Here is a 25,194-nt window from a genome sequence, read left to right as displayed (position 1 = left end):
TCTCCGCCGCCCGGGCCGCCGGGCTGTGTGACATGCGGGGCGGTCGCGATGACGGGCCGAATCGAGCCACCCCACGCTGAGCCCGTAGAATTCTCCTGTGACTGATTCGCTAGCTCCCGCCCTCCCGCGCACCGCGGCTCCTGCCCCCTCCACCGCCGGCCTCGATGCCTGGCGCTCCATGACGGCGGTCCAGCAGCCCTCGTGGCAGGATCCCGGAGTGTATTCGGCGTCGGTCAAGGAACTCTCGACCCTTCCCCCGCTGGTCTTCGCGGGTGAGGTGGACGTGCTGCGCGAGCGGCTCGCCGCCGCCGCGCAGGGCAAGGCCTTCCTCCTGCAGGGTGGCGACTGCGCCGAGACCTTCGACGGTGCCACCGCCGACAAGATCAGCGCCCGGGTCCGCACGATCCTCCAGATGGCCGTCGTCCTCACGTACGGGGCGTCCCTCCCCGTGATCAAGATGGGTCGGATGGCGGGGCAGTTCGCCAAGCCACGCTCCTCGAACGACGAGACGCGCGACGGCGTGACCCTCCCCGCCTACCGTGGCGACATGGTCAACGGCTACGACTTCACCCCGGAGAGCCGCGGCCACGACGCCTCCCGCATGGTGAAGGCCTACCACACGTCGGCGTCGACCCTGAACCTCATTCGCGCCTTCACCCAGGGCGGCTTCGCGGACCTCCGCCTGGTGCACCACTGGAACAAGGGTTTCATGGCCAATCCTGCGCACTCCCGCTACGAGTCGCTCGCCCGCGAGATTGACCGTGCGGTGCGGTTCATGGATGCCTGTGGCGCGGACTTCGAAGCTCTGAAGCGTGTCGAGTTCTTCGCGAGCCATGAAGCGCTGCTCCTCGATTACGAGCGGGCGCTGACGCGGATCGACTCGCGCACCTCCCTGCCCTACGACACCTCGGCGCATTTCCTGTGGATCGGGGAGCGTACCCGCGACATCGACGGTGCGCACGTCGATTTCCTCTCCCGCGTGCGGAATCCCATCGGCGTGAAGCTCGGCCCGTCCACCTCGGCGGACGACGCCCTGGCGCTGATCGACAAGCTCGACCCGAACCGTGAGCCAGGGCGCTTGACGTTCATCACGCGGATGGGGGCCTCGAACATCCGCGAGAAGCTGCCAACCCTCGTGGAGCGCGTCACGGCGTCCGGTGCGCAGGTGCTCTGGGTCACCGATCCGATGCACGGCAATACCGTCACGTCGCCCAACGGCTACAAGACCCGCAACTTCGACGACGTCATCGACGAGGTGCGCGGCTTCTTCGAGGTGCACAACTCGCTCGGGACGTTCCCGGGTGGGCTGCACGTGGAGATGACGGGCGACGACGTGGCCGAGTGCCTCGGGGGTGCCGACCCGATCGATCAGGAGGCGTTCCTGGAACGCTACGAGTCGGTCTGCGACCCGCGCCTGAACCACATGCAGTCGCTCGAGATGGCCTTCCTCGTCGCCGGGGCCCTCTCGAAGAGCTGACCGCCCCGACGCAGGGAGGGGAGGGTGGCGCCGCCGGCCACCCTCCCCTCCCTGCGTCTTCGGTATCCTCCGCGCTACTGTTTCACCGCGTCTTCACCGCGTCGCGCGTCCGACCCGGGCCGGTCAGGTGACCGTGATCCGGATGGTGGTCCCCTCGGGCTGCTCGCCCGTGGGGCTCTGCCCGGCCACGAGCCCGAGGACGGCGCTGCCGAAGGTGTAGTCCACCTGCACGGCGAAGCCCGCCTCCTCGAGAACGGCGACCGCGCGTTCCTCCGGCAGCGAGAACACGCTGGGGACCTTCACCATGCGCGGCCCCTGCGACAACGTCAGCGTCACCGTGGTGCCCCGCTGCACGGCGACGCCGGAGGGGGCCTGGCTCGCAACGGAGCCCGCGGGTACGGTCGCGCTGAACTCCCGTGCCTCCTCGACCTCCACCTCGAGACCTGCACGTTCCAGTGCTGCGACGGCCTCCTTCGCGGGTAGGCCGGAGACGTCGGGGACGGTGATCGGCGCCGGACCGAGCGACACGACGAGGTCCACGGCCGAGTCGCGGCGGCGTTCCGCGCCCTGGCCGGGGACCTGGCGGATCACCTCGCCGGCTGGGACCGATTCGCTGTACTCCTCCCCGAGGCCGCCGACGGCGAGCCCTGCGGCGCGCAGGTCCTCCATCGCCTCCGCCTGTGTGCTCCCGACGACGTCAGGGACGGCGAACAGCTCGGGTCCCTTCGACACGATCAGCTCGACGCGCTCGAAGCGGCGGACCGGGGACGCGGCGGCGGGCTCGGTGGCGATCACCAGCCCTTCGAGGACCTGCTCGTCGAAGACCTCCTCGGTGGACAGGGACTCGAGTCCTTCCTGTTCGAGGACGGCGCGGGCCTCGGCGAGCGGGGCGTTCGCCACATCGGGGAGGGACACCATGCCGGCCGGGCCTGCTCCGAAGAGCCAGCCCGCGCCGGCCACCAGGCCGGCCAGGAGCACGAGGAGGACGGCGAGCATCCGCACGGACCGGCGCGCCGTCGTGCCGTGGAGCGCCTTCTGCGGTCGCTGGGCCTGCCGCGCCTGCTGTCTCCTGGACGGCAGGCGGACGCTGCTGCCCCCCGGCCGGCCGGCCGGGAGCGTTCCGTAGGCCTCGTGGAGCCGCCGGCCGCCCCGGTCGTCCTGGCCCGGAGCGCCGTGGGTGACGCCGTCGTGGATCTCGGTATCGCCGCGTCGTTCCCCGCCGTGCGTGTCCCCGGCCGGCGCTGTGGCGCCCGTGAGGGGAGCACTCCACGACGGCGGCTGCTGCGGCATGGCCCCGAGGACGCGTGTCGCGTTCCGGTCGCGGTCGAAGACGCGCGTGGTGGCCTGCCGTGCAGGGGCGGGGAGCACCTCGGTCCCTCCCGGAACCGTCGCCGCGTCATCGTCCTGGAAGTGGTCGTGGAGGCGGTCGTCGTACAGGCGGTCTGCGGCGCCGGTCCGGGCCCCGGTGAGTGCTTCGGTGAGTGCTTCGGTCGGTGCGGCTGCTGGTGCGGTTGCCGGCGTGTCGCCGTGCACGAGGCGAGGGACGACGACCGCGGTCAGCGTGTCCTGATCCGACGCCGGGGCGGGTGGCTCGGCCGGAGCGAAGTCGAGCTCGTCGTCGCCGAGCGTGGCGAGGATGTGCCGGAGTTCACCGAGGAGCGCGGAGCCGTCCACGGGCCGGTCCTCGGGGTCCCTCGAGGTGCACCACTGCACCAGTTCGTCGATGTCGACGGCCAGTCCGGGCAGGAAGACAGAGGGGGGCGGTACCTCGGACTGCGCGTGCTGCACGGCTACCTGGATGGGGGACTCGCCGGTGAAGGGCTGCCGGCCCGTCAGGAGTTCGAAGAGCATGACGCCGGTCGAGTAGATGTCGCTCTGGGCCTCGGCGGGCCGCCCGAGGACCAGTTCGGGGGAGAGGTAGGCGACGGTCCCGACGAGCGTCGCGGTGCCGGTGCTCGCCGACACGGCGCGAGCGAGGCCGAAATCGGCGATCTTCACGGTGCCGGCGTCCGACAGCAGCACGTTCTCGGGTTTCACGTCGCGGTGGATCAGACCCGCCTCGTGTGCCGCGGCAAGCCCTTCCACCACGGCGTCCAGGAGGGTCAGCGCGTGGCGCGGAGTGAGCCGCCCGTGCTCACGCAGCAGGTCACGCAGCGTCCTGCCGCGGACGAACTCCATGACGAGGTAGGCGACCGGCTGCCCGTCGATCTCGTCGACGCCCTGGTCGAGCACGCCGACCACGTGCGGGTGGGACAGGCGGGCGGCCGACTTGGCCTCCTGCTCGAAGCGGTCGATGAAGCCGGGCTCATCGGCCAGGTGCGGGTACAGCACCTTGAGAGCCACGCGGCGGTCCAGGCGCCGGTCGGTGGCCAGGTAGACGGTGGACATGCCACCGCGGGCCACCCGTGAATGCACGACGTACCGTCCGTCGACGATGGCGCCCTCGAGAGGATCCTTCCGTAGCTGGTGCACCCTTCGATGATAGTGGGGTACGCCGAAAGGGGGCAGGACCACCACTCGGTCCCGCCCCCTCGACCGATCCGGCACCGGCCGGAGCGGCGCCTACCGGAAGTTCTTCTGGTGTGCCTTGATCGATGCCACGTACTGCTTGGTGTCCTCGAACATGCCACGGCTCTGGACCGAGTACTGGCCCTGGTAGTAGGAGGCGATGGCGATGTCGAGCGAGGGACTGGTGCGTACGAGCGAGCGGATGATCGCGACACCGGCGGTGGCGTTGTCGTACGGATCCAGCAGGTTGAGCTTGCGGCCCACAAGGTTGCCGGCCCACTGCCCGGAGGAGGGGATGACCTGCATGGTGCCGATCGCGTTCGCCGGGGACACCGCGCGCTGGTTGAAACCGGACTCCTGGTACGCGAAGGCGAGCGCGAGGCTCGGATCGACACCCATGGAGCGGGCCGTGTCCGCGACGATCTGCTTCATCTCGGCCTGCGAGGGAGCCGGCATCGAGTTGAGCAGGGCCTTGTTGGAGTTGGCGTCCGCCACCACCTTGTCGGGGTACTGGTAGCCCAGGAAGGTCGAGGGCACGAGGTTACCGGGGGCAGGAGCCGGGGCGGGGGCCGGAGCGGTACCGGCGCCGGGGAGAGTGAGCTTCTGCCCGGGGTAGATGACGGAGGTCATCGTCATCTTGTTGGCGGTGAGCAGGTTGTTCAGCGCGACGCCGTTGCGGGAGGCGATGGCGCCGAGGGTGTCACCAGCCTTGACCGTGTACGAGCCGGCCGCCGGGGCAGGAGCGGGGGCCGGCGCAGGGGCGGGGGCCTGCGGAGTGGCCTGCGGAGTCACGCTCCGCGCGAGCTTCAGCGTCTGGCCGGGGTAGATGATCGACGTCATGCCGAGGTTGTTCGCCTTCAGCAGGGCGTCCAGCCCGACGCCGTTCCGGGAGGCGATAGCGCCGAGGGTGTCACCCGACTTCACCGTATAGCTGCCGCCGGCGGGAGCGGGAGCGGGGGCAGGAGCGGCTGCGGGCTTGCCCGGCGCCGGGGCGGGAGCGCCGCCGAGGGCGAGCTTCTGCCCGGGGTAGATGATCGAGGTCATCGAGAGCTTGTTGGCCGTCAGCAGGTTCGGCAGGCTCAGGCCGTTACGGGAGGCGATGGCTCCGAGGGTGTCACCCGGCTTGACCACGTAGGTGGCCGCGGACGGCTTCGCAGCAGGTGCCTGAGCGGCAGGTGCCGGGGCTGCGGCCGGGGCCGCGCTGCCTGTCAGCTTGATCTTCTGCCCTGGGTAGATGGTGGTGCGCGCGTCCAGCTTGTTCAGCTTCAGGACGGCGTCCGTCGCAAGACCGAAGCGCTTGGCGACGGCACCGATGGTGTCGCCCGGCTTGATGGTGTACTCGCTCGGCGTGGTCGCGGAGTGGACCGCGATCTTCTGCGCCGGGATCTGGGTCGCCACCAGGGCGGCGGGGACGACGGCCCGCGCGGGGGCCTGCATGGCCGGTCCGGTGAGGTGCCGGACGGCGGGCGCCTGCAGGGCGGGTGCTGCCGACGCCGGGTGGGCGAGGGCGACGGAAGAGAGAATCACCGCGGGCAGTGCGGCGGTGGTCACGGCGACGTTCAGGCCGCGACGGCTAGCGCCGGCAGCCTTCCTGCGGGTGCCGTTCAGCGGTGCGTTCGATCGCTGGGCAGTCATGTTTCGTTCCTCGTCTGTTGGCGGCTGAGTCCGCGCGGACATACGTACCCGAGATGATGCTTCCCGGCTGGGTACGTACAGGTGCTGATGATGCTGTTGAGTCACGTGTTGTTATTGTGACTTGTGTGACTTCTGTGAACTTACACGAAATCGCTGCTAGCACAAGAGCCCTCCGAACGGGGTGAAGCGCAGCTTGGGCGTGTCGCGCCCGGAGCCCGATCCTTGCGTTCTTCCTTCGCCCGTCCTGCGCCGACACTGCGTCGGTTCTGAGCCGGTTCTGCGCATGCAGCCGCCCCGTCCTGCGGACGTCCTGTGCCTGCGGGGACCCGCCGTTCCCCCAGGGCCGCCGGGGGAGGGCGTCCGGCCTCCCGAGTGGAGTTGGGTGCGGGACCATGGCACGCTTGGACCGTGACTGAACTCGAACACCTCGTCCCGGCCTGGCTGAACCTGCCGGACGTCGCCGCAGCCCTCGATCTGCCCATCACCCGCGTCCATTCGCTCATCAGCGACAGGTCGCTGGTCAGCGTGCGCATCGGTGAGCGCAATATCCGCAGCGTCCCCGCCGACTTCCTCGTGGACGGCGCCGTCCTCGACAGCCTCAGGGGGACCGTGGTGGTGCTCGCGGACTCCGGGTACGGCGACGAGGACATCATCCGCTGGCTCTACACGGAGGACGAATCGCTGCCGGGCCGCCCGATCGACGCGCTGCGCGAGGGTCGCAAGACGGAGATCCGCCGTCGCGCCCAGGCAGCCGCCTGGTAGGAGGAGGACCGACAGGCGTCGGGCAGCCCGCAGTGCCGCCAGGGTCCGCAGTGCCCCCAGGGTCACGGCGGGCGGGGAGTGTCACGCCGACCGCGTGACCGCCGCTTCGGCGAGCAGGCGGAGCGCGTGCCGGGACGTCCCGTCGATCTCGAGCCGCTCGAGCGCCGCGAAGGCGGCCTCGGACTTCCCGGCAATGAGCTGCTCGGTGTGGGCCAGGGCTCCGGTGTCGACGATCATCCCCCGCAGCAGGCCGACGGCGTCCTCGTCCAGTGCCGTATCGCCGAGCATCGCGTTGATCCGCGCGCGGACCGCGCCCGATGCGGACCCGAGCGCCCGGGCGATGAGGAACGTGCGCTTGCCCTCGCGTAGATCGTCGCCCGCCGGCTTGCCGGTCACCTCCGGATCGCCGAAGACCCCCAGGACGTCGTCGCGGAGCTGGAACGCCTCGCCCAGCGGCAGGGCGAACGCCGAGTAGGCCGACAGCAGTGCGTCGCCGGCGCCCGCCAGCGCGCCGCCGAGCATGAGCGGCCGCTCCATCGAGTACTTCGCCGACTTGAAGCGGAGGATGTTGAGCGCGCGTTCCTCGGCGACCTCGGGCGTCTGGTCCGGGCCCACGGCCTCCTCGAGCAGGTCGAGGTACTGGCCGGCCATGACCTCGGTACGCATGCGGTTGAAGATGGTGCGTGCCGCGTCGCCGGACGTGCCGGAGCAGGACGTCGTGAACAGCTCCTCGCTGAAGGCGAGACAGAGGTCTCCGGCCAGGATGGCGGCCGAGACCCCGAAGCGCTCGGGGTCGAGGTGCCAGCCTGCGTCCGCGTGGCGCACCGTGAACTGCCGGTGCACGCTGGGTCGGCCGCGCCGGGTGTCCGACCGGTCGATGATGTCGTCATGGATGAGTGCGGCCGCCTGGAAGAACTCCAGCGCGGTCCCCGCCACGACCGGCGCCGACCCCGTCGGAGAGCCGCCGGCCGCGCGCCAACCCCAGTAGCACAGGAGGGCGCGCATCCTCTTTCCCCCGCGCGTCAGGGCGGCGATGCTCGAGATGAGCGGCAGCGACTCGGCGGAGATGTCCGCGAGGACGACGCGCTGCTCATCGAGGAACGCCTCGATGCCGAGGGTGAGCGAGGACCGGAACCGATCCTGCTCCTCCTGGATGGTATCGGGAACGGGGCCGTCCTGATCGGGGGTGGCGGGTGCGGGCAGCATGGATCTCCCGGGCGGGTCGGCTGGACGGTGTGCTCCCACTCTATCCGTCGGCGCGCGCCCTCCGACCGACCGCTCCGGCCCGGCGGACGGCCCCGGGCAGCCCGCTGCCGTGGTTCCCCGCGTCGTCCGGGCGAGGGACGTCGGTGGCACTGAGTAGGATGTGTGCGTGTCAAGGGTTGAGGATTCGAAGCCGGTCGAGCATGCGGAGTGCCACATCCTGCACATCGACATGGATGCGTTCTTCGTCTCCGTCGAACTGCTCGATCACCCCCATCTGCGCGGCGTTCCCGTCGTCGTCGGATCACCGTCGGGGCGGTCCGTGGTCCTGTCCGCCTCCTACGAGGCACGCCGCTACGGAGTGCGGTCGGCGATGCCGATGTCCGTCGCCATGCGGCAGTGTCCTACCGCCGTGATCCTGCCTCCCCACCAGCGACGGTACTCGGAGGTCTCGCGCGAGGTCATGAGGATCTTCCGAGCGGTCACGCCCGAGGTGGAGCAGCTGAGCGTGGACGAGGCCTTCCTCGACGTCGCCGGATCCATGCGCCGCCTCGGCGGCCCCCGCGAGATCGGGGAGCAGGTTCGCGCGGAGATCCAGGACACCCTCGGCATCACCGCGAGCGTGGGCGCCGCGACCACCAAGTTCGTCGCGAAGATCGCCTCCACGCGGGCCAAGCCCGACGGTCTCCTCCTCATTCCCGGCGATCAGACGATCGCCTACCTCCACACCCTGCCGGTGTCCGCGCTGTGGGGGGTCGGCGCCAAGACGCAGGAGGTCCTCGCCCGGATCGGCATCCACACCGTCCAGGACGTCGCGCAGACGCCGGTGACCACTCTCAGGCGGCTGCTCGGAGCCTCCGGTGAGCATGTGCACCAGCTGGCATGGGGACGCGACCCCCGGCGGGTCGTCGTGTCACGGGCCGAGAAGAGCATCGGCGCCGAGGAGACGTTCTCGCAGGACATCGACGATTCCGAGACCCTGCGGCGGGAACTGCTGAGGCTGGCCCACCGCACGGCGACCCGGCTGCGCGCCTCGGGCTACCGGGCCGGGGGAGTGGCCCTCAAGCTCCGCTATGCCGACTTCTCCACACTGACCCGCTCGAAGAAGCTCGACGAGCCGGTGGACAGTGCGAACGCGTTGTACGGTGCGGCGACGGCACTCCTGGCAGCGCTGGGTGAGCGGCCGATGGCGGTCCGGCTGATCGGCCTGCGTGCCGAGTCCCTCGAGGCGGCGGGAGACGGGTCCACGCAGCTGACCATCGACCGGAGGGATGACAACTGGCGGATCGCCGAGCGGGCGCTCGACGACGTGAACCGGAAGTTCGGCGACGCCGGCGTGGTCCCCGCGGGCCTGCTCCGTCCGAAGGTACGGGACAGGGGTGCAGTGGGGCAGGAGGATCCGCCGGCGCAGGGCCCCGACGGCGGGACCCGAGGGCGCCTGACCGGACCGTCCGGGACTCGGCGTGACCGGGGCGCCGTCCGCCCGCCGGACCAGCCCTGAGCGGCGGCGATCGGGACGGTTAGCATTCCGCGGACGGCCCGATCAAGACCGCATTGTGACTTTCCACGTACTGCGTAGCAAACTAGTCTTTAAACAGGCAGCCCGCCTGTCGCACTGCACGTTATTCCGTCCTCCGGAGCCCGAGGTTCACGACCCTTCCGCCGGGAACCCGGTTCGCGTGCGGGTCGTTGGTCGGGTACGGGAATGTTGGTATCCACATCAAGGAGGCGGTCATGGCACTCTCGGAACACGAGCAGAGGTTGCTTGATCAGCTCGAGCAGCAGTTACACGCCGACGATCCCAAGTTCGCCCACTCGATGGCGTCGGACACGAGCAAATCGATGTCCACACGTCGACTGGTCATCGGTTCCCTCATCACGATCGCAGGCATCCTCGTGCTCCTCGCGGGCATCGTCTACCAGCTCACCATCGTCGGTGTCGCCGGTTTCCTCATCATGGGGGCAGGGGTGTATTTCGCTACCACCAAGTCGCGGCAGGCGGATACCGGTCAGCCCCAGGGCAGGCCCTCCAAGACGCCGTCCCCGGGGAAGAGCGGCTTCATGTCGAACCTCGAGGACAAGTGGGACGAGCGTAAGCGAGACCAGACCTAGACCGCAGTACCAGGACAGCTCCAGGAAGAACCCGCCACGGCGGGTTCTTCCTCTTTAACAGCACTCGAGCGCATACCCACCCCGACGAGCCGGGCTCCGACCCGTGTCGTCGTCCGCCGGTCCCGTCCGCCGATCCCGTCCGCCGATCCCTTCCGCTGGTCGCGCCACCGGCACCCGTCGCCCTTCCGGCCCTCCACTTCGCTCCCCACTGCCCGACCACTGCCCGATCCCGCCATACCCGCGAGGTGACGCGGGCGGCGACCCGGGGAAGCGCCGCGCCGGTAGGCGCGCCACGCGCCGGTTGCATTGACCGGGGAGAGTTGTGGAGTAAAGTGGGGAATATAAGAGCAAGGCAGCGAAACGCTGGGCTTGGCGGACTCAGAACAGGCGGTCAGGGATGTTCCTCGGAACGCACACCCCCCGCCTCGACGAAAAAGGCAGGCTCATCCTCCCTGCGAAATTCCGTGAGGAACTGAGCGAGGGGGTGGTCCTGACAAGGGGCCAGGAACGCTGCATCTACGTCTTCAGCATGAGTGAGTTCGAGAGGGTGCACGAGCAGATGCGGGCGGCTCCGATCTCGTCACGCCAGGCGAGGGACTACAACCGTATCTTCCTGTCAGGGGCCTCGGACGAGGTCCCCGACAAGCAGGGCAGGATCACCATCCCGCCCGCCCTGAGGACCTACGCCGGCCTGGACCGGGAGCTCGCAGTGATCGGAGCGGGAAGCCGCGCCGAGATCTGGGCGGCCGACGCCTGGGAGTCCTACCTGACGGAGAAGGAGACCGCCTTCTCCGAGACGGACGAGGACGCGTTCCCGGGCATCATCTGAGACGGGCAAGCACCAGAAGCACGACGACACAGCAGCACGCACGACGCGGGTGGCGGCATCTCTTGGATGAGATCTCCAGCCGCCGGACACGATCCGCCACCTGGCTCCACTTCCCCGGAGCCAGGCGAGGACCGTCCGGCCGGATGGGGGTCTGACTCAAGAGCATGACACCTCCGCCCGCCAGCCTGCAGAAACACCGAGACGATGAATGGCGAACTGCAGGAGGGAGAGGGCGTATGGGCGGAGACCGGCCCACCGATGAGCGACATGTCCCCGTCCTCCGCGACCGCTGCGTCTCCCTGATCGCCCCCTCCGTGGCCTCCGCCGAGAGCGCCGGCCGCCGGCCCGTCGTCGTGGACGCGACGCTCGGCATGGGCGGGCACTCCGAGACCATGCTCCAGCGCTTCCCGACCGCCCACCTCGTCGGGATCGACCGCGACACCGAGGCGCTCGACCTCGCGGGGGAGCGCCTCGCCCCGTTCGCGGACCGCACCGACCTGGTCCACGCCGTGTACGACGAGCTGCCGGAGGTGCTCGAGGACCTCGGCATCGACGGCGTCGACGGCGTGCTCTTCGACCTCGGCGTCTCCTCCCTCCAGCTCGACGAGCGCGACCGCGGCTTCGCCTACTCCTACGACGCGCCCCTCGACATGCGGATGGACACCAGCAGGGGCGTCACCGCCGCCGACGTGGTCAACACCTATGCGTCGGAGGACCTCCTGCGCATCATCCGCACCTGGGGCGAGGAGAAGTTCGCCGGACGGATCGCATCAGCCATCGTGCGGGCACGGGCGGCCGAGCCCTTCCGGACCACCTCCCAGCTCGTCGAGGTCATCCGGAGCGTGGTCCCGGCCGGGGCAGCCCGCACCGGGGGGCACCCTGCCAAGCGGACCTTCCAGGCCCTCCGCATCGAGGTCAACCAGGAACTCTCGGTCCTGGAGCGCGCGGTGCCCGCTGCCGTCGATTCCGTCGTCGTGGGCGGCCGCGTCGTCGCGATGTCCTACCACTCCCTCGAGGACCGCATCGTGAAGAGCGCCTTCACCGCGGGCACGAGGTCCTCCGCTCCCGTCGGCTTCCCGGTCGAACTCGAGGAGCACAAGGCGTACCTCCGCTCGCTGACGCGCGGCACGGAAGCGCCGACGGCAGCGGAGATCGAAGAGAACCCCCGTGCGGCATCCGCCAAGCTGCGCGCGGTCGAACGCATCAAGGCCGCACCCGTCGACAGGAAGACCAGATGAGCCAGGTATTGACTGCTGAGAAGCGACACCGCGCCACTGCCTACGCCGGGCACGGGGCCCTCGCCCTCGCCCCGGACCGCCTGCCGGAAAGGCTCACCGGAGGTACTCCGGGGGTCACCGGTACCCGGCAGAAGCCGCGCACGCCGCTCTCGGTGGTCCCCGCGCGGCCCACGCGCCGGCGCGTGCCCTTCGCCGTCTTCAGCCTGCTCGTGCTCGGCGCCGCCCTGGCCGCCGTGCTCATGCTGAACATCTCGGTGTCCGGGACGCAGTACGAACTCGTGCAGCTCCGCAACCAGCAGGTCGCGCTGAGCCAGCAGAACGACGCGCTGGTCCTCGAGATCGAGGGCAAGGAGGCCCCGCAGAACCTCGCGGCCGCCGCCACGAAACTCGACATGGTCTCCTCCCCGACGTTCGGGACCATAGACCTGGATTCGATGAAGGTCACGGGCACCCCGGAGCCCGCGAAGGAGGGGGCCAAGCCCGAGGTCCTCATCGCCGCCCCCAGCCTCGTCACCGGGCAGGCAGGACCCGTGACGGTCGAGGCGCCTGCAGTAGAAGCCGTCGAGGCGCCGGCCGAGGAGTCCGCGGACGAGCAGGTCGCGGCGGACGCAGCGCCTTCCGGCGCCGCGGCGGTGGACGGGCAGGGAAGCTCGGCCTCGGGCACCATCCCCGCTCCCGAGCAGCTCGGCTCCGCCCGCTAGCCGAGCGACACGCCCGCGCCCGCCGCTTCCCGCACCGCACGCACCTGATCGACAAGGATTCCTCCGTGACCCCTGCACGCACCGGCAGCCCCGACAGCCTCCGTCTGGCCCTGGGCTCCACGCGTCTGCGCGTGGGGCTGGCGTTCGTCCTGGTGCTGCTGATGGTCCTCGGCGTGCGCCTGTTCCAGCTCCAGGCACTCGACCTCGACGGCATGGCGCAGGCGGGGCTGTCCAAGCGGCTCACCAACACCGCGGTGCAGCCGGTTCGCGGCTCGATCGTCGACACGAACGGCAAGTACTTCGCGCGGAGCGTGGAGCGCTACGACATCGTGGTGGACCAGCGGCTGAGCGCCGTCGACGACTTCCGGCGCTACAACGAGGAACTCGAGGACTGGGAGATCATCCCCATGGACCAGGGGCTCTCCGAACTCGCCGCCGTCCTCGGCATCGACGAGGAGACGCTCCGCGCAGCGGTCCTCGGCGAGAAGACTTTCAACTACGTCCTGAAATCCGTGACGCCCGACGTGAAGAACCGGGCACTGGCCGTCAAGGTCCCCGGCGTTTACGCGGACCAGACGAGCGTGCGCACCTATCCGGCGGGACCCGTGGCCGGCTCGATCGTCGGCTACGTGGGAACCGACGGCAAGGCGCGATCAGGGCTCGAGGTGTCGCTCGACGACCAGCTCACGGGCGAGGCCGGCAGCCGCACCTTCGAGATCGGCGGCGACGGCATCAGGATCCCCTACGCCACGAACGAGGACGTGCCTGCCGTCGACGGGCAGAGCGTCAAACTGACCATCGACCAGGACCTGCAGTGGTTCGCGCAGCAGACCATCGCCTCCCAGGTGAAGGACTACAAGGCCGAGTGGGGCAACATCGTGGTGGTCGAGGCGAAGACCGGTGCCATCCGGGCCATGGCGGAATCGACGACCCTCGACCCGAACGATCCCGAGGCGACCCCCGCGGACAAGCGCAGCCCGAACTCCGTCAGCGCCTCCTTCGAGCCGGGATCCACGACCAAGGTCATCACCCTCGCGGCCGCACTGGAGCAGAAGCTCATCGAGCCCACCTCGAAGTTCGTCCTGGACAACCGCTACACGGTCGACGACCAGACGTTCAAGGACTCCTCGGAGCACGAGACCGAGCACCGGACGGCCGCAGGCATCCTCGCGAAGTCCATGAACACGGGTACGGTCCAGATCGGCGAGAAGCTCACGAAGCAGGAACGCTACGACTGGTTCAAGAAGTTCGGGATCGGCGAGCCGCTCGGCACGGGTCTCGGCGAGGAGAACCAGGGCCTGCTGACCACCCCCGACAAGTGGGACGACCGCCAGCAGTACACCGTCCTCTTCGGGCAGGGGCTCACGCAGACCGCACTGCATACCGCGATGGTGTACCAGACCATTGCGAACGACGGCGTCCGCCTCAAGCCCCGCCTCATCGACGCCTACATCGATCCCGACGGCACCGAGCACAAGGTGCCCCAGGACGAGGGCACGGAGGTCGTCTCCGACGAGACCGCCGCCGAGATGCGCAAGATGCTCGAGACCGTCACCCAGGAGGGATCGGGCAAGTCGGGCGAGCTCGAACAGTACCGCGTCGGTTCGAAGACCGGTACCGCGGAGGCGCCCAGCGCCAGCGGCGGGTACGACGGCTACACTCTCTCCTACGCCGGGATCGCCCCGATCGAGGACCCGGAGTACGTCGTCGTGATCACGCTCCAGCGGCCCAAGGGCGACCTGTACTACCTGATCCCCGGCGAGTCCTTCCAGAAGGTCATGAAGCAGGTCCTCAACTCGAACAACGTCCCCGCCTCGACGAGCAAGCCGGACATCTACCCGGTCGAATACTGACCCGGAGGCCAGAGCACCGTGCACCCGAATACACCGCAGGGGAGTCCCGCTTCCCTGATGCGGCCGCATGCCCCCCGACCCGTCAGCCTGTCCGCGGCCCTAGCCGCCGTCGGCGTGCCGGCCGGTCCGTCCATCCCCCCGGACCTCCCGACGGTCACGGGGATCACCCTCGACTCACGCGCGGTACTGCCCGGTGACGTCTACGCCGCCCTCCCCGGAGCGGCGCGGCACGGCGCGGAGTTCACCGCGCAGGCCGTCCGTGCCGGAGCAGTCGCCGTCCTCACCGACAGCACGGGCGCACGGATCCTGGCCGACCGCGCGGCAGCAGCGGGCGACGCCCTGCCGCCCGTCGTCGTCGTGCCCGACCCCCGCCGCGTGGTGGGTCCGCTCGCGCGGGTGGTGTTCGACAGCCGGCCGGACGACGGCACGGCACCGACCCTGTTCGGGATCACGGGGACGAACGGCAAGACGACGTCCACCTACTTCCTCAACGCCCTCCTCGAGGCGCTCGGTCGATCAACGGGACTCATCGGCACGATCGAGATCAGGGCCGGCCACGAGGCCATCCCCAGCGCGCTCACCACGCCGGAATCGCCCCAGGTGCACTCCCTCCTCGCGCTCATGCGCGAGCGCGGCCTCGGCGCGGCCTCCATGGAGGTCTCCTCGCACGCGCTCGAGTTCGGACGCGTCGACGACGTCCTCTTCGACGTCGCCGGGTTCACCAACCTGACCCAGGACCACCTCGACCTCCACGGCACCATGGAGGACTACTTCGCGGTCAAGGCGACGCTCTTCTCCTCCGCGCGGTGCCGCCGCGCCGTCGTCCTCGTCGACGACACCTGGGGGCGCAGGCTCGCCGATGCCGCGGATGTCCCCGTCCTCACGCTGTGCACCGTTCCCGGGGCGGGCCCCGGGAACGGCCCGGGGTCCGACGCCGACTGGACCGTCACCGACGTCGAGCCCAGCGGACTCGGGCACACGTTCGTGCTCCGCGGGCGCGCCGGGGACCGGCTCACGGTCCGTAGCGGACTGCCGGGAACGTTCAACATCTCCAATGCCGCCCTCGCGGCCATCATGGTCCTCGCCTCAGGCGTGTCCGTGGCCGACCTCCAGCGTGCACTCGACGCCTCCGACCCGTTCACCACCGAGGTCCCCGGCCGCATGCAGCTCATCGGTGAGGAGCCGGCGGCGATCGTCGACTTCGCCCACAACCCCGACGCCCTCGAACGCACGCTGGCCTCCGTGCGCCGCCCCGGCGGCCGGGTCATCGCCGTGTTCGGCGCGACCGGCCAGCGCGACGAGTCCAAGCGCCCCGTGATGGGCGCGGTGGGCGCGCGCCTGTCCGACGTCCTCATCGTGACGGACGACGACCCCCACGACGAGGACGACGCCGTCATCCGCCGCGCCGTCCGCGCGGGTGCCGACGCCGCGGTCCGGGACGAGGGCCTCACCTGCGAGGTGCTGGAGGTCTTCCCGCGGGCGGACGCGATCGACCGCGCCGTGGCCCTCGCCCGCCCCTCCGACACCGTCGTCATCGCCGGCCGCGGGCACGAGGTCTGGCAGGAAGTGAAGGGCATCAACCTGTCCCTCGACGACCGCGTGGAGCTGCGCTCCGCGTTGACAAGGCACGGATTCTCTGTGCTTTCACCGGCCGGGATAGAGTCCTGAACCGACATGATTGAATTCAGCGCAGCCGAGATCGCGGCACTCACAGGCGGTGCCCTCGTCGGCACCGATGCCGGCCTCCCCGCCGTCACCGTCACCTCCGCAGCCACCGACTCCCGCGAATGCGTCCCCGGGTCCCTCTTCGTCGCGAAGCCCGGCGAGGAGTCGGACGGGCACCTGTTCGTCGAGGGCGCCTTCGCACGCGGGGCGGTCCTCGCGCTGGCGGAACACGTGGTCGCCCGAGAGGACGGCACGCCGTTCCCGTCCGTCGTCGTGCCCGACGCCGTCCTCGCCATGGGAGCCCTGGCCGCCGAGACCGTCCGGCGGCTCCGCGCCCACGGCGACGTGACCGTCATCGGCATCACCGGCTCCGCCGGCAAGACCACCACCAAGGACCTCCTGGCCGGCATCCTCGCCGCCGAGGCACCCACCGTGGCGCCGCGCGGCTCCTACAACGGCGAGGTCGGCGTACCCCTGACCGTCTTCGAGGCGGACTGGGACACGCGCTACCTCGTCATCGAGATGGGCGCCACGAAGCCCGGCCATATCGCGTACCTCGCCTCGCTCGTCCAGCCGGACATCGGCGTGGTCCTCGGGGTCGGTTCGGCGCACGCCGGCGAGTTCGGCGGAGTCGAGAACATCGCCCGGGCCAAGGGCGAGCTGTTCGAGGCCCTGCCCGCCGCCGGCACCGCGATCATCAACGCCGACGACGAACGCGTCCTCGCGATGCAGGCCCGCACCTCGGCGCGCACCGTGTTCTTCACGTCCTCCGACGACTTCACCGCAGGCGGCTCGGACGTGGTACGCGCCCGCAACAGCACGACGACGGCGGACGGCAGCCCGTCCTTCACCCTCGTCTTCCCCGACGGCAGCGAGCACGACGTCGTCTCCCCGCTGCTCGGCCTCCACCACACCACCAACCTGCTGGCAGCGGCGACCGCGGCCTACGCTGTGGGCTGCGCCCCGTCGGGCATCGTCGCCGGCCTCCGCACCCAGGCGGCCGCGAGCCGCTGGCGGATGGAGCGGACCGAACGCGCCGACGGCGTGACCGTGATCAACGACGCCTACAACGCCAACCCCGAGTCCATGCGGGCGGCTCTGCGGACCCTCGCGGAACTCGGACGCGCGGGCCACCGGCGTACCTGGGCCGTCCTCGGCGAGATGCTCGAGCTCGGCGACCGCTCGATCGAGGAGCACGACCTCCTCGGCCGCGTGGTCGTCCGGCTCAACATCTCCAAGCTCATCTGCGTGGGACCCAACACCCGGGCGCTGTTCAACGGCGCCGTGCTGGAGGGTTCGTGGGGGAGCGAAGCCGTGCACGTGGACGACGTCGAGGCTGCCGAGCGGATGCTCGCCGCCGAGCTCGCGCCCGGCGACATCGTGCTCTTCAAGTCCTCCAACGGCGCCGGTCTGCGTTTCCTCGGCGACCGCGTGGCACGCCACCCCTCTGCAGAATCTGAGGCGGTCAGTGGACCTGACGCCTCCGGAAAGGCCCCGCAGCCGTGATAGCACTCCTCATAGGCTCCGCGTCGGCGCTCGTCTTCGCCTTCGCCGGCACACCCCTGTTCATCCGGCTCCTGGTGAACAAGGGCTACGGCCAGTTCATCCGCGACGACGGCCCGACCGCCCACCACACCAAGCGCGGGACGCCCACCATGGGCGGGGCCGTGATCGTGGGATCGGTGCTGCTTGCCTACTTCATGACACACCTGGTGATGATGATGGTGGGATCCCCGGTGGGCGGTCCCAGTGCCTCGGGACTGCTGCTCCTGTTCCTGGCGGCCGGCATGGGGCTCGTGGGCTTCGCGGACGACTACATCAAGATCTCGAAGCAGCGCAGCCTCGGACTGAGCGCGCCGGCGAAGATCGCCGGCCAGACCGCGGTCGGCGTGATCTTCGGTGTCCTGGCCCTCCAGTTCCCGAACGCGGAGGGGCGGACGCCGGCGTCGACAGCCATCTCCTTCATCCGTGACACGCCGATCGACTTCGCGTTCGCGGGAACGGTCCTCGGGGCCATCCTGTTCGTCATCTGGTCCAACGTCATCATCACCGGCGCCAGCAACGGCGTGAACCTGGCCGACGGCCTCGACGGTCTCGCCGCCGGCGCGTCCATCCTCGTGTTCGGCGCGTACATGCTGATCGGCATCTGGCAGAGCAACCAGAGCTGCGGCTCACCCGGGGCCGGCGGCGTCTGCTACGAGGTCCGCGACCCCCTGGACCTCGCCCTGATCGCCGGTGCCATGAGCGGCGCCCTCGTGGGCTTCCTGTGGTGGAACACGTCACCCGCGAAGATCTTCATGGGCGACACCGGATCGCTGGCGATCGGCGGGGCCATCGCCGGGCTCGCGATCCTCTCCCGCACCGAACTGCTCCTCGTGATCCTGGCCGGCCTGTTCGTGGTGATCACGCTCTCCGTCATCATCCAGGTGGGCTACTTCAAGCTGTCCGGCGGCAAGCGCGTCTTCAAGATGGCGCCCCTGCAGCACCACTTCGAGCTCAAGGGCTGGCAGGAGGTCACGGTGGTGGTCCGGTTCTGGATCCTCGCCGGGCTCTTCGTCGCCGCGGCACTCGGGATCTTCTACGCCGAATGGGTCGTCGGATGAGCGGCACGGACGGACACACTCCCCTTCGGGAGACGGCGCGCCTGAAGGACCTGACCACCTGGGATGCCGACTGGGCGGGCCTCCGGGTCGTCGTGGCCGGGATCGGTGCGTCGGGCTTCTCCGCCGCGGACACGCTCATCGAGCTCGGCGCGATCGTCGTCGTCGTGGACGCGGGCGCCACCGAGGAGAACGAGGCGAAGGCGGACACGCTGCGCATCGTCGGGGCCCGGGACGTCCTGCTCGGCGCCGATCACGCCGCCGCTCTCCCGCTCGTCGACGGCGACCTGCCCGACCTCGTGGTGACCTCCCCCGGCTGGCGCCCCACGCAGCCGCTGCTCGCCGACGCCGCCCGCGCCGGCGTCCCGATCTGGGGCGACGTCGAACTGGCCTGGCGCGTCCGCATCCGGGAAGGACGCCCCACCGCCGAGTGGCTGACCATCACCGGCACCAACGGCAAGACCACCACGGTCGGCCTCACCGAGTCCATGCTCCTCGCCGGAGGCAGGCGTGCGGTGGCGGCGGGCAACGTCGGCACCCCCATCCTCGACGTCATCCGCGACCCGCAGGGCTACGACTTCCTGGCGGTGGAACTCTCCAGCTTCCAGCTGCACTGGGCGCATTCCGTCTCACCACTCGCGAGCGTCTGCCTCAACGTCGCCGAGGACCACGTGGACTGGCACGGCAGCTACGAGGCCTACCTCGCGGCGAAGGCCTCCGTGTACGAGCGGACGAGGATCGCCTGCGTCTACAACGTCGAGCAGCGCGAGACCGAGGCCATGGTCGAGGAGGCCGACGTCGTCGAGGGCTGCCGGGCCGTCGGCTTCACCACCGGCATGCCGTCCGTCAGCATGATGGGCGTCGTCGAGGACCTCCTCGTGGACCGCGCGTTCATCGAGCAGCGCAAGGACTCCGCGGCCGAGCTCGCGTCCATCAGCGAGCTCGGCGAGGTCGTCCCCCGCCACCTGGTCGCCAACGCCCTGGCCGCGGCCGCCCTCGTGCGCGCTGCCGGTCTCCCGGCGGCCGCCGTGCGCGACGGCATCCGGGCGTTCCGGCCCGGCGACCACCGCATCCAGGTGGTCGCGAACGAGGACGGGGTGCTCTGGATCAACGATTCGAAGGCCACCAACCCGCACGCCGCCTCGGCGTCCCTCGCCTCCTTCTCCTCCGTGGTGTGGATCGCCGGCGGACTGTCCAAGGGCGTGTCCTACGACGACCTCGTCAGGGACCACGCCCGGCGGCTGCGCGCCGTCGTCCTGCTCGGCGAGGACCCGACGCCGCTCCAGGGCGCCCTCGCCCGGCACGCCCCCGACGTCCCGGTCTCCCTGAACCCCGGCGCCCGGACCGGGGACGGGCACGACGGCGGGCCGAGCGGCCCGGCGACCGGCGAGGCCCTGATGCAATGGGCCGTCGCCGAAGCAGCCCGGCTCGCGCGGGACGGCGACACCGTCCTGATGGCGCCGGCCGCAGCATCGATGGACCAGTTCTCCTCCTACGCGCACCGGGGGTCCGCCTTCATGGCGGCCGTCGGTGCACGCGGGGGCCAGGGGCCGAACGCGAAGGAGTCGTGATGAGCACGCCTACCCGTCCGGGCGGACGCAAGCCCTCCGTACGGCCGGCGCGCACCACGGACCCCGGCAGGCCCGCCGGCCCTCCTGCCGCGACCGGGCGCGGCCCCGCCGCGCCGAGTGCCGCGGCCAAGGCCCACACCGTCAAGGCGGTCGGCACGACGGCGGCGCCCCGTACCGCCGGGCCGGAGGGTCGGCCCGCGAAGGGCCTCCGCGCGCGGCTGCGGCGCGGCTGGATGCTCCTGGAGGGCACGGACCGGACACCCTCGGGCTCCAGCTACTACCTGATCCTCGGCGCGGCGCTGGCGCTCACGGCCATCGGCCTCATGATGGTGCTCTCCGCGTCCTCCGTGGAGGCCATCTCGGAGGGCAAGGACACGTTCGACCTCTTCCTCAAGCAGGCCGTGTGGGCCAGTGCTGGACTCGTGCTCATGGTGGTGCTCTCCCGGCTCGGCCCCCGCGCGTACAAGGCACTCGCCTGGCCCAGTCTTGCGATCGCCGTGGTGCTGCTGATCCTCGTGCTCGTGATCGGCGTCGAGATCAACGGCAACAAGAACTGGATCCAGATCGGAAGCCAGACCTTCCAGCCGTCCGAGCCCACCAAACTCGCGCTGGCCCTCTGGTTCGCGGCCGTCCTGGAGCGCAAGAAGGCGCTCATCCGGGACTGGAAACACGCCATGATCCCGGCCCTGCCGTTCGGCGGCCTACCCATCGGCCTCGTCCTGATCGGCGGGGACCTCGGCACCGGGCTCGTGCTCATGATGATCGCCGGGGCGGCCCTGTTCTTCGCGGGAGCGCCGATGAAGCTGTTCAGCCTCGCCGGACTCGCCGCAGTGGCCGGGTCCCTGCTGATGGTCGCGACGAGCTCCAACCGCGGCGGGCGCATCAGCGCCTGGCTGGGCCTGAACTGCGACGACGGCGCGGACCTCTGTCTGCAGTCCGACAACGGGCTGTTCGCCATGGCCTCCGGCGGATGGTTCGGTGTGGGCATCGGCCAGAGCCGACAGAAGTGGAACTGGATCCCCGAGGCCCACAACGACTTCATCTTCGCCATCATCGGCGAGGAGTTCGGGCTCCTCGGCACCCTCGTGGTGATCCTCCTCTTCGGCATCCTCGCGGTCGCCACCATCCGCGTGGCGCTGCGCTACACCGACCCCTTCGTGCGGATCCTCATGGGATCGATCCTCGTCTGGCTCATCGGGCAGGCCTTCGTCAACATCGGCATGGTCACGGGACTGCTCCCCGTCATCGGTGTGCCGCTGCCCTTCATCTCCTACGGAGGGTCCGCCCTCACCTTCACCCTCGCCGCCGTCGGCGTCCTGCTGTCCTTCGCGCGCAAGACGCCGCACGCGCCGGTCGCCGGACCTCCGGCGCCGTCCTCCACCCCGAGAAGAGATCCCGCACTTCCATGACGCACCCCTCCACTCCTGAACGCACCGTGTCGGTGGTCCTCGCGGGCGGCGGTACGGCCGGCCACATCAGCCCCCTGCTCGCGATCGCCGGGGCGATCGTCGACCAGCGGCCCGGTACCCGCATCACCGCCGTCGGCACGGAGGCGGGCATGGAGACGCGCCTCGTCCCGGCCGCCGGGTTCGACCTGCGGACCATCGACCGCGTGCCCATGCCGCGCCGGCCCTCCATCGATCTCGTCAAGCTGCCGGTGCGCCTCGTCCGCGCGGTCCGGCAGGCGCGCGCCATCGTGGCGGACGCGGCGGCCGACGTCGTCGTCGGCGTGGGCGGATACGTCTCCACCCCCGTGTACCTCGCCGCGTGGACGCGGCGCATTCCCGTGGTGATCCACGAGGCGAACGCGCGGCCCGGGATGGCCAACCGGCTGGGTGTCCGCATCGCCGCACGCGTCGCGGTGGCCTTCGACGGCACCGGACTCGCAGGCGCCGTGCTGGTGGGCATGCCCATGCGCCGGAGCATCGCCGAGCTGGACCGCGCGGCCGGCCGTGCCGACGCGCGGGTGTCCCTCGGGCTGGACCCGGACCGTCCCACCCTGATCGTCACCGGTGGGTCCTCGGGAGCGGCGAGCCTGAACCGCGCCGTCTCTGCCGCCGTCCCCGACCTCGTCGCGGCCGGCGTGCAGACCCTGCACATCACCGGGCGGGGCAAGCAGGTGACGGGGCAGGACGGTGCGCCGCTCGCCGCTACCGGCTACCACCAGGTCGAGTTCGTCGACGGCATGGAGCGTGTCTACGCGGCCGCCGACCTCCTGGTCGCGCGTGCCGGGGCGGCGACCGTGAGCGAACTCAGCGCCGTGGGTCTTCCCGCCGTGCTCGTGCCGCTGCCCCACGGCAACGGCGAACAGCGGCTCAACGCCGCAGGACTCGTCGAGTCCGGCGGTGCCCTCCTCGTGGACGACGCCGACTTCACCCCCGAGTGGGTCCGTGCGACACTACCGGCGCTCGTCACGGACCCCGCGCGGCTCGCCGCGATGTCCGCGGCGTCCTACGCGCAGGGCGTCCGGGACGCGGACCGGCGGATGGCGGACCTGGTCCTCGACGCCGCACGGGACGCGCGATGAACGCCGGGCCCCAGGACACGGAGGGAGCGCGCCTGCGCGAACCCGTCCACTTCATCGGCCTCGGCGGCGCCGGCATGTCCGCCGTCGCGCGCGTGCTCCTCGGCCAGGGCGTGCGCGTCTCCGGGTCCGACGCCGCGGACTCCCGAGGGCTCCGCGCCCTCGCGGCCCTCGGCGCGGAGGTCCACGTGGGCCACGCCGCCGGCGCCGTACCCGACGACGGCACGGTGGTGGTCTCCTCCGCGATCCGCGGGACGAACCCCGAACTGGCGGAGGCGCGCCGGCGGGGGCTGCCCGTGCTGCACCGCTCCCAGGCCCTCGCCGCCGCCATGCACGGGCTGCAGGGCGTCGCCGTGGCCGGTACGCACGGCAAGACCACGACGACGGCGATGATCACCGTCCTGCTGCGCGAGGCCGGGCTCGCGCCGTCCTTCGCGATCGGCGGCGACGTGGCCGCGCTCGGCGTCAACGCCGCATGGACCGGCAGTGACATCTTCGTGGCCGAGGCTGACGAGTCCGACGGCTCCTTCCTCAACTACGCGCCCCGGATCGCGGTGGTCACCAACGTGGAGGCGGACCACCTCGACCACTACGGCACCGCCGAGGCCGTCCACGCCTCGTTCCGGCAGTTCGCGCAGCGGCTGCCCGAGGACGGTCTCCTCGTGGCCTGCGCCGACGACGCCGGCGCCGCGGCCCTCGCCGCCGGAGTGCACGAGCCGCGCCGGATCCGCACCTACGGCTACGCCGCGACCGCGGACCTGCGCATCTCGGACACGCGGTCCGTCGGGAGCACCACCAACAGCCTCCTCTCCTTCGCGGTCGACGGGCTGGACGCCCAGCAGGAGCTGCAGCTCGGCGTGCCCGGCCGCCACAACATCCTGAACGCCGCCGCGGCCTTCGCCGTGGCCCTCGAACTCGGCGTGGACCCCGCCGTCGCGGCCTCCGCGCTGTCGCTGTTCTCGGGCGCGGCCCGCCGCTTCGAGGCCCGCGGCGAGGGCGACGGCGTCCGCGTCTTCGACGACTACGCCCATCACCCCACCGAGGTGCAGGCCGCGCTCACGGCCGCCCGGACCGTGGCGGGGGAGTACCGGGTGCATGCGCTCTTCCAGCCGCACCTGTTCTCCCGCACCCGGGAGTTCGCCGCGGGTTTCGCGTCGGCGCTCTCGCTCGCGGACTCCGTGACGGTCCTGCCGGTCTACGCGGCGCGCGAGGAACCCGTGGCCGACGTCGGGGGGTGGACCATCACCGATCTGCTGTCCGGCGCCGCCTACGTCGAGGACCCGCAGGAGGCCGTGCGCGCTGTCGCCGCGAACGCGCATGCCGGGGACATCATCCTCACCATCGGTGCCGGCGACGTCACGCAGTACGGTGTGCAGCTCGTCACACTGCTCCGCGAGCGGGCAGGCCAGGACCGGGCGGGGGGCGGGGCATGACGCCGCGGAAGCCGCCCGTCACCCGCGCGGCGGGTTCGCGTGCCGCGTCCGCGGAGGCCGGGAAGATGCGGCAGGGCGCGACGACGTCGAAGAACGCGACGCCCTCGAAGACCGTGACCGGGCCGGGCGCGACCGTCTCGCAGCTCGACCGCAGCGGCGGCGGGACTGTCGCGCCCGGCAAGGTCATCGACTTCCCGACCCCGCGGAAGTCGCACCGGCTCCGGACCCTGCTGCTCACCATCACCGCGCTGGTGCTGGTGCTCGGCGGCGTGGTGGCCTATGCGGTCTTCTCACCCGCCCTCGCGCTGCGGACCGTGGTGGTCGAGGGCAACGTCCTCGTCCCCACGCAGGAGGTGGACGCGGCACTGGCCCCGCTGACGGGTACCTCGCTCACGCGCATCTCGCCCGACCGGGTCCGGGGACTCCTCGCCGACAAGGCGCCCATCGAGGACGTCGAGATCGCCGCGGAGCCGCCCTCCACGCTCGTCGTCACGGTGCGGGAACGCGTGCCGGTCGCGGTGCTGCAGAGCGGGCGGGAGTTCGTGCTGATCGATGCCGAGGGCCGCCAGCTCGCGAGCGTCGCCCAGCGGGACCAGGTCAAGCTGCCCCTGATCGACGGCGGGACCAACGCGGTGAACTCCGAGGTCTTCTCCTCCATCACCACGGTGCTGGCCGAGCTGCCCGTGGGCGTGCTGTCCCGGCTCAACAACGCCTCGGCGGCGAGCGTGGACTCCATCCAGCTGTCCCTCTCCGGCGACCAGCGCATCTTCTGGGGCAGTTCCGAGCGCAGTGCCGAGAAGGCGCGGGTGCTCGAGGCGATGCTGGCCATGCCGGCGAGCGATCCGCCGGTCCGTGAGTTCGATGTCAGCACGCCCGACCGTCCGGTGACGCGATGACGCGCGCCGGCAGGGAAGGGGTGCCGGACACACGCGGATCCCGGGTGATCAGGGAGCCGATCAGACACCGGGCCGGGAGGCAACACGCGGCGACACGCCCGACACACTGGGTCCGGTCTTTGCAACGCGCAGCGTATGCACCTAGCGTCAAGGATAGAAGTTACCTGACATAACGTTAACTCTCAAC

General features: G+C 70.8%; 19 protein-coding genes. 16 read left to right on the top strand and 3 right to left on the bottom strand.

Features of this window, described 5'->3' with window-relative positions:
- The first annotated feature begins 97 nt into the window (after window positions 1-97).
- On the top strand, window positions 98-1,477 hold the full coding sequence (locus AC4D2C_RS14230) for a class II 3-deoxy-7-phosphoheptulonate synthase (protein ID WP_490915513.1): 1,380 nt from the start codon (window positions 98-100) through the stop codon (window positions 1,475-1,477).
- Window positions 1,478-1,600: 123 nt separating this feature from the next.
- Here the strand turns inward: AC4D2C_RS14230 and AC4D2C_RS14225 are convergent, their stop codons facing one another.
- Window positions 1,601-3,949, bottom strand: coding sequence for a protein kinase domain-containing protein (locus AC4D2C_RS14225; protein ID WP_490915512.1), 2,349 nt, complete (start codon window positions 3,947-3,949; stop codon window positions 1,601-1,603).
- A gap of 90 nt (window positions 3,950-4,039) precedes the next feature.
- Window positions 4,040-5,620, bottom strand: a complete 1,581-nt coding sequence (locus AC4D2C_RS14220) for a LysM peptidoglycan-binding domain-containing protein (RefSeq protein ID WP_490915511.1) — start codon at window positions 5,618-5,620, stop codon at window positions 4,040-4,042.
- 408 nt (window positions 5,621-6,028) lie between these two features.
- Between AC4D2C_RS14220 and AC4D2C_RS14215 the strand changes: the two genes are divergently transcribed.
- Window positions 6,029-6,382, top strand: coding sequence for an Rv2175c family DNA-binding protein (locus AC4D2C_RS14215; RefSeq protein WP_104049763.1), 354 nt, complete (start codon window positions 6,029-6,031; stop codon window positions 6,380-6,382).
- Window positions 6,383-6,463: 81 nt separating this feature from the next.
- Here the strand turns inward: AC4D2C_RS14215 and AC4D2C_RS14210 are convergent, their stop codons facing one another.
- Window positions 6,464-7,588, bottom strand: a complete 1,125-nt coding sequence (locus tag AC4D2C_RS14210; protein ID WP_490915510.1) for a polyprenyl synthetase family protein — start codon at window positions 7,586-7,588, stop codon at window positions 6,464-6,466.
- Window positions 7,589-7,754: 166 nt separating this feature from the next.
- Here AC4D2C_RS14210 and dinB point away from each other — a divergent pair, with 166 nt between their 5' ends.
- From dinB to AC4D2C_RS14140, 14 genes are all read left to right on the top strand, one after another.
- Window positions 7,755-9,086, top strand: a complete 1,332-nt coding sequence (dinB, locus tag AC4D2C_RS14205; RefSeq protein WP_490915509.1) for a DNA polymerase IV — start codon at window positions 7,755-7,757, stop codon at window positions 9,084-9,086.
- A 233-nt stretch (window positions 9,087-9,319) separates the two neighbouring features.
- A complete protein-coding gene (locus AC4D2C_RS14200) occupies window positions 9,320-9,697 on the top strand; it encodes an SCO2097 family morphological protein (RefSeq protein WP_490915508.1) in 378 nt (125 codons plus the stop codon).
- 397 nt (window positions 9,698-10,094) lie between these two features.
- Window positions 10,095-10,526, top strand: coding sequence for a division/cell wall cluster transcriptional repressor MraZ (mraZ, locus tag AC4D2C_RS14195; RefSeq protein ID WP_490915507.1), 432 nt, complete (start codon window positions 10,095-10,097; stop codon window positions 10,524-10,526).
- Between the two features lie 236 nt (window positions 10,527-10,762).
- Entirely contained in the window at window positions 10,763-11,764 is a 1,002-nt protein-coding gene (gene rsmH / locus AC4D2C_RS14190) for a 16S rRNA (cytosine(1402)-N(4))-methyltransferase RsmH (protein WP_490915506.1), read from the top strand.
- The gene (ftsL, locus tag AC4D2C_RS14185; protein WP_490915505.1) at window positions 11,761-12,465 is read left to right on the top strand and encodes a cell division protein FtsL; all 705 of its coding nucleotides are present in this window, start codon (window positions 11,761-11,763) and stop codon (window positions 12,463-12,465) included. The genes rsmH and ftsL overlap by 4 nt, the downstream gene beginning before the upstream one ends.
- A 65-nt stretch (window positions 12,466-12,530) precedes the next feature.
- On the top strand, window positions 12,531-14,318 hold the full coding sequence (locus tag AC4D2C_RS14180; RefSeq protein ID WP_490906409.1) for a peptidoglycan D,D-transpeptidase FtsI family protein: 1,788 nt from the start codon (window positions 12,531-12,533) through the stop codon (window positions 14,316-14,318).
- Window positions 14,319-14,375: 57 nt separating this feature from the next.
- Window positions 14,376-15,986: a UDP-N-acetylmuramoyl-L-alanyl-D-glutamate--2,6-diaminopimelate ligase gene (locus AC4D2C_RS14175; protein ID WP_490915504.1), complete on the top strand. Its 1,611-nt coding sequence runs from the start codon at window positions 14,376-14,378 to the stop codon at window positions 15,984-15,986.
- A 6-nt stretch (window positions 15,987-15,992) separates the two neighbouring features.
- Window positions 15,993-17,489 carry a UDP-N-acetylmuramoyl-tripeptide--D-alanyl-D-alanine ligase gene (locus AC4D2C_RS14170; RefSeq protein ID WP_490915503.1) on the top strand — a complete coding sequence of 499 codons (1,497 nt, stop codon included), beginning with the start codon at window positions 15,993-15,995 and terminating at the stop codon, window positions 17,487-17,489.
- Entirely contained in the window at window positions 17,486-18,586 is a 1,101-nt protein-coding gene (gene mraY, locus AC4D2C_RS14165; RefSeq protein ID WP_490915502.1) for a phospho-N-acetylmuramoyl-pentapeptide-transferase, read from the top strand. The genes AC4D2C_RS14170 and mraY overlap by 4 nt, the downstream gene beginning before the upstream one ends.
- Window positions 18,583-20,154 carry a UDP-N-acetylmuramoyl-L-alanine--D-glutamate ligase gene (gene murD / locus AC4D2C_RS14160; RefSeq protein ID WP_490915501.1) on the top strand — a complete coding sequence of 524 codons (1,572 nt, stop codon included), beginning with the start codon at window positions 18,583-18,585 and terminating at the stop codon, window positions 20,152-20,154. Before mraY ends, murD begins: the two co-directional genes overlap by 4 nt.
- The gene (gene ftsW, locus AC4D2C_RS14155; protein ID WP_490915500.1) at window positions 20,154-21,563 is read left to right on the top strand and encodes a putative lipid II flippase FtsW; all 1,410 of its coding nucleotides are present in this window, start codon (window positions 20,154-20,156) and stop codon (window positions 21,561-21,563) included. The genes murD and ftsW overlap by 1 nt, the downstream gene beginning before the upstream one ends.
- On the top strand, window positions 21,560-22,681 hold the full coding sequence (murG, locus tag AC4D2C_RS14150; protein WP_490915499.1) for an undecaprenyldiphospho-muramoylpentapeptide beta-N-acetylglucosaminyltransferase: 1,122 nt from the start codon (window positions 21,560-21,562) through the stop codon (window positions 22,679-22,681). The genes ftsW and murG overlap by 4 nt, the downstream gene beginning before the upstream one ends.
- On the top strand, window positions 22,678-24,111 hold the full coding sequence (murC, locus tag AC4D2C_RS14145) for a UDP-N-acetylmuramate--L-alanine ligase (protein WP_490915498.1): 1,434 nt from the start codon (window positions 22,678-22,680) through the stop codon (window positions 24,109-24,111). Before murG ends, murC begins: the two co-directional genes overlap by 4 nt.
- Entirely contained in the window at window positions 24,108-25,007 is a 900-nt protein-coding gene (locus tag AC4D2C_RS14140; protein ID WP_490915497.1) for a cell division protein FtsQ/DivIB, read from the top strand. Before murC ends, AC4D2C_RS14140 begins: the two co-directional genes overlap by 4 nt.
- The last annotated feature ends 187 nt before the right edge of the window (window positions 25,008-25,194 follow it).

The organism is Arthrobacter sp. TJ-240 (genome assembly GCF_058269195.1).
The sequence above is the reverse complement of the archived record's forward strand: the minus strand, read 5'-3'. Positions and strand labels throughout refer to the sequence as shown.

Coding starts and splice junctions, on each gene's coding strand:
- AC4D2C_RS14220 (WP_490915511.1), bottom strand. CDS start 5,620: ATGACTGCCCAGCGATCGAACGCACCGCTGAACGGCACCCGCAGGAAG.
- AC4D2C_RS14210 (WP_490915510.1), bottom strand. CDS start 7,588: ATGCTGCCCGCACCCGCCACCCCCGATCAGGACGGCCCCGTTCCCGAT.
- AC4D2C_RS14200 (WP_490915508.1), top strand. CDS start 9,320: ATGGCACTCTCGGAACACGAGCAGAGGTTGCTTGATCAGCTCGAGCAG.
- mraZ (WP_490915507.1), top strand. CDS start 10,095: ATGTTCCTCGGAACGCACACCCCCCGCCTCGACGAAAAAGGCAGGCTC.
- rsmH (WP_490915506.1), top strand. CDS start 10,763: ATGGGCGGAGACCGGCCCACCGATGAGCGACATGTCCCCGTCCTCCGC.
- ftsL (WP_490915505.1), top strand. CDS start 11,761: ATGAGCCAGGTATTGACTGCTGAGAAGCGACACCGCGCCACTGCCTAC.
- AC4D2C_RS14175 (WP_490915504.1), top strand. CDS start 14,376: ATGCGGCCGCATGCCCCCCGACCCGTCAGCCTGTCCGCGGCCCTAGCC.
- AC4D2C_RS14170 (WP_490915503.1), top strand. CDS start 15,993: ATGATTGAATTCAGCGCAGCCGAGATCGCGGCACTCACAGGCGGTGCC.
- murD (WP_490915501.1), top strand. CDS start 18,583: ATGAGCGGCACGGACGGACACACTCCCCTTCGGGAGACGGCGCGCCTG.
- ftsW (WP_490915500.1), top strand. CDS start 20,154: ATGAGCACGCCTACCCGTCCGGGCGGACGCAAGCCCTCCGTACGGCCG.
- murG (WP_490915499.1), top strand. CDS start 21,560: ATGACGCACCCCTCCACTCCTGAACGCACCGTGTCGGTGGTCCTCGCG.
- murC (WP_490915498.1), top strand. CDS start 22,678: ATGAACGCCGGGCCCCAGGACACGGAGGGAGCGCGCCTGCGCGAACCC.
- AC4D2C_RS14140 (WP_490915497.1), top strand. CDS start 24,108: ATGACGCCGCGGAAGCCGCCCGTCACCCGCGCGGCGGGTTCGCGTGCC.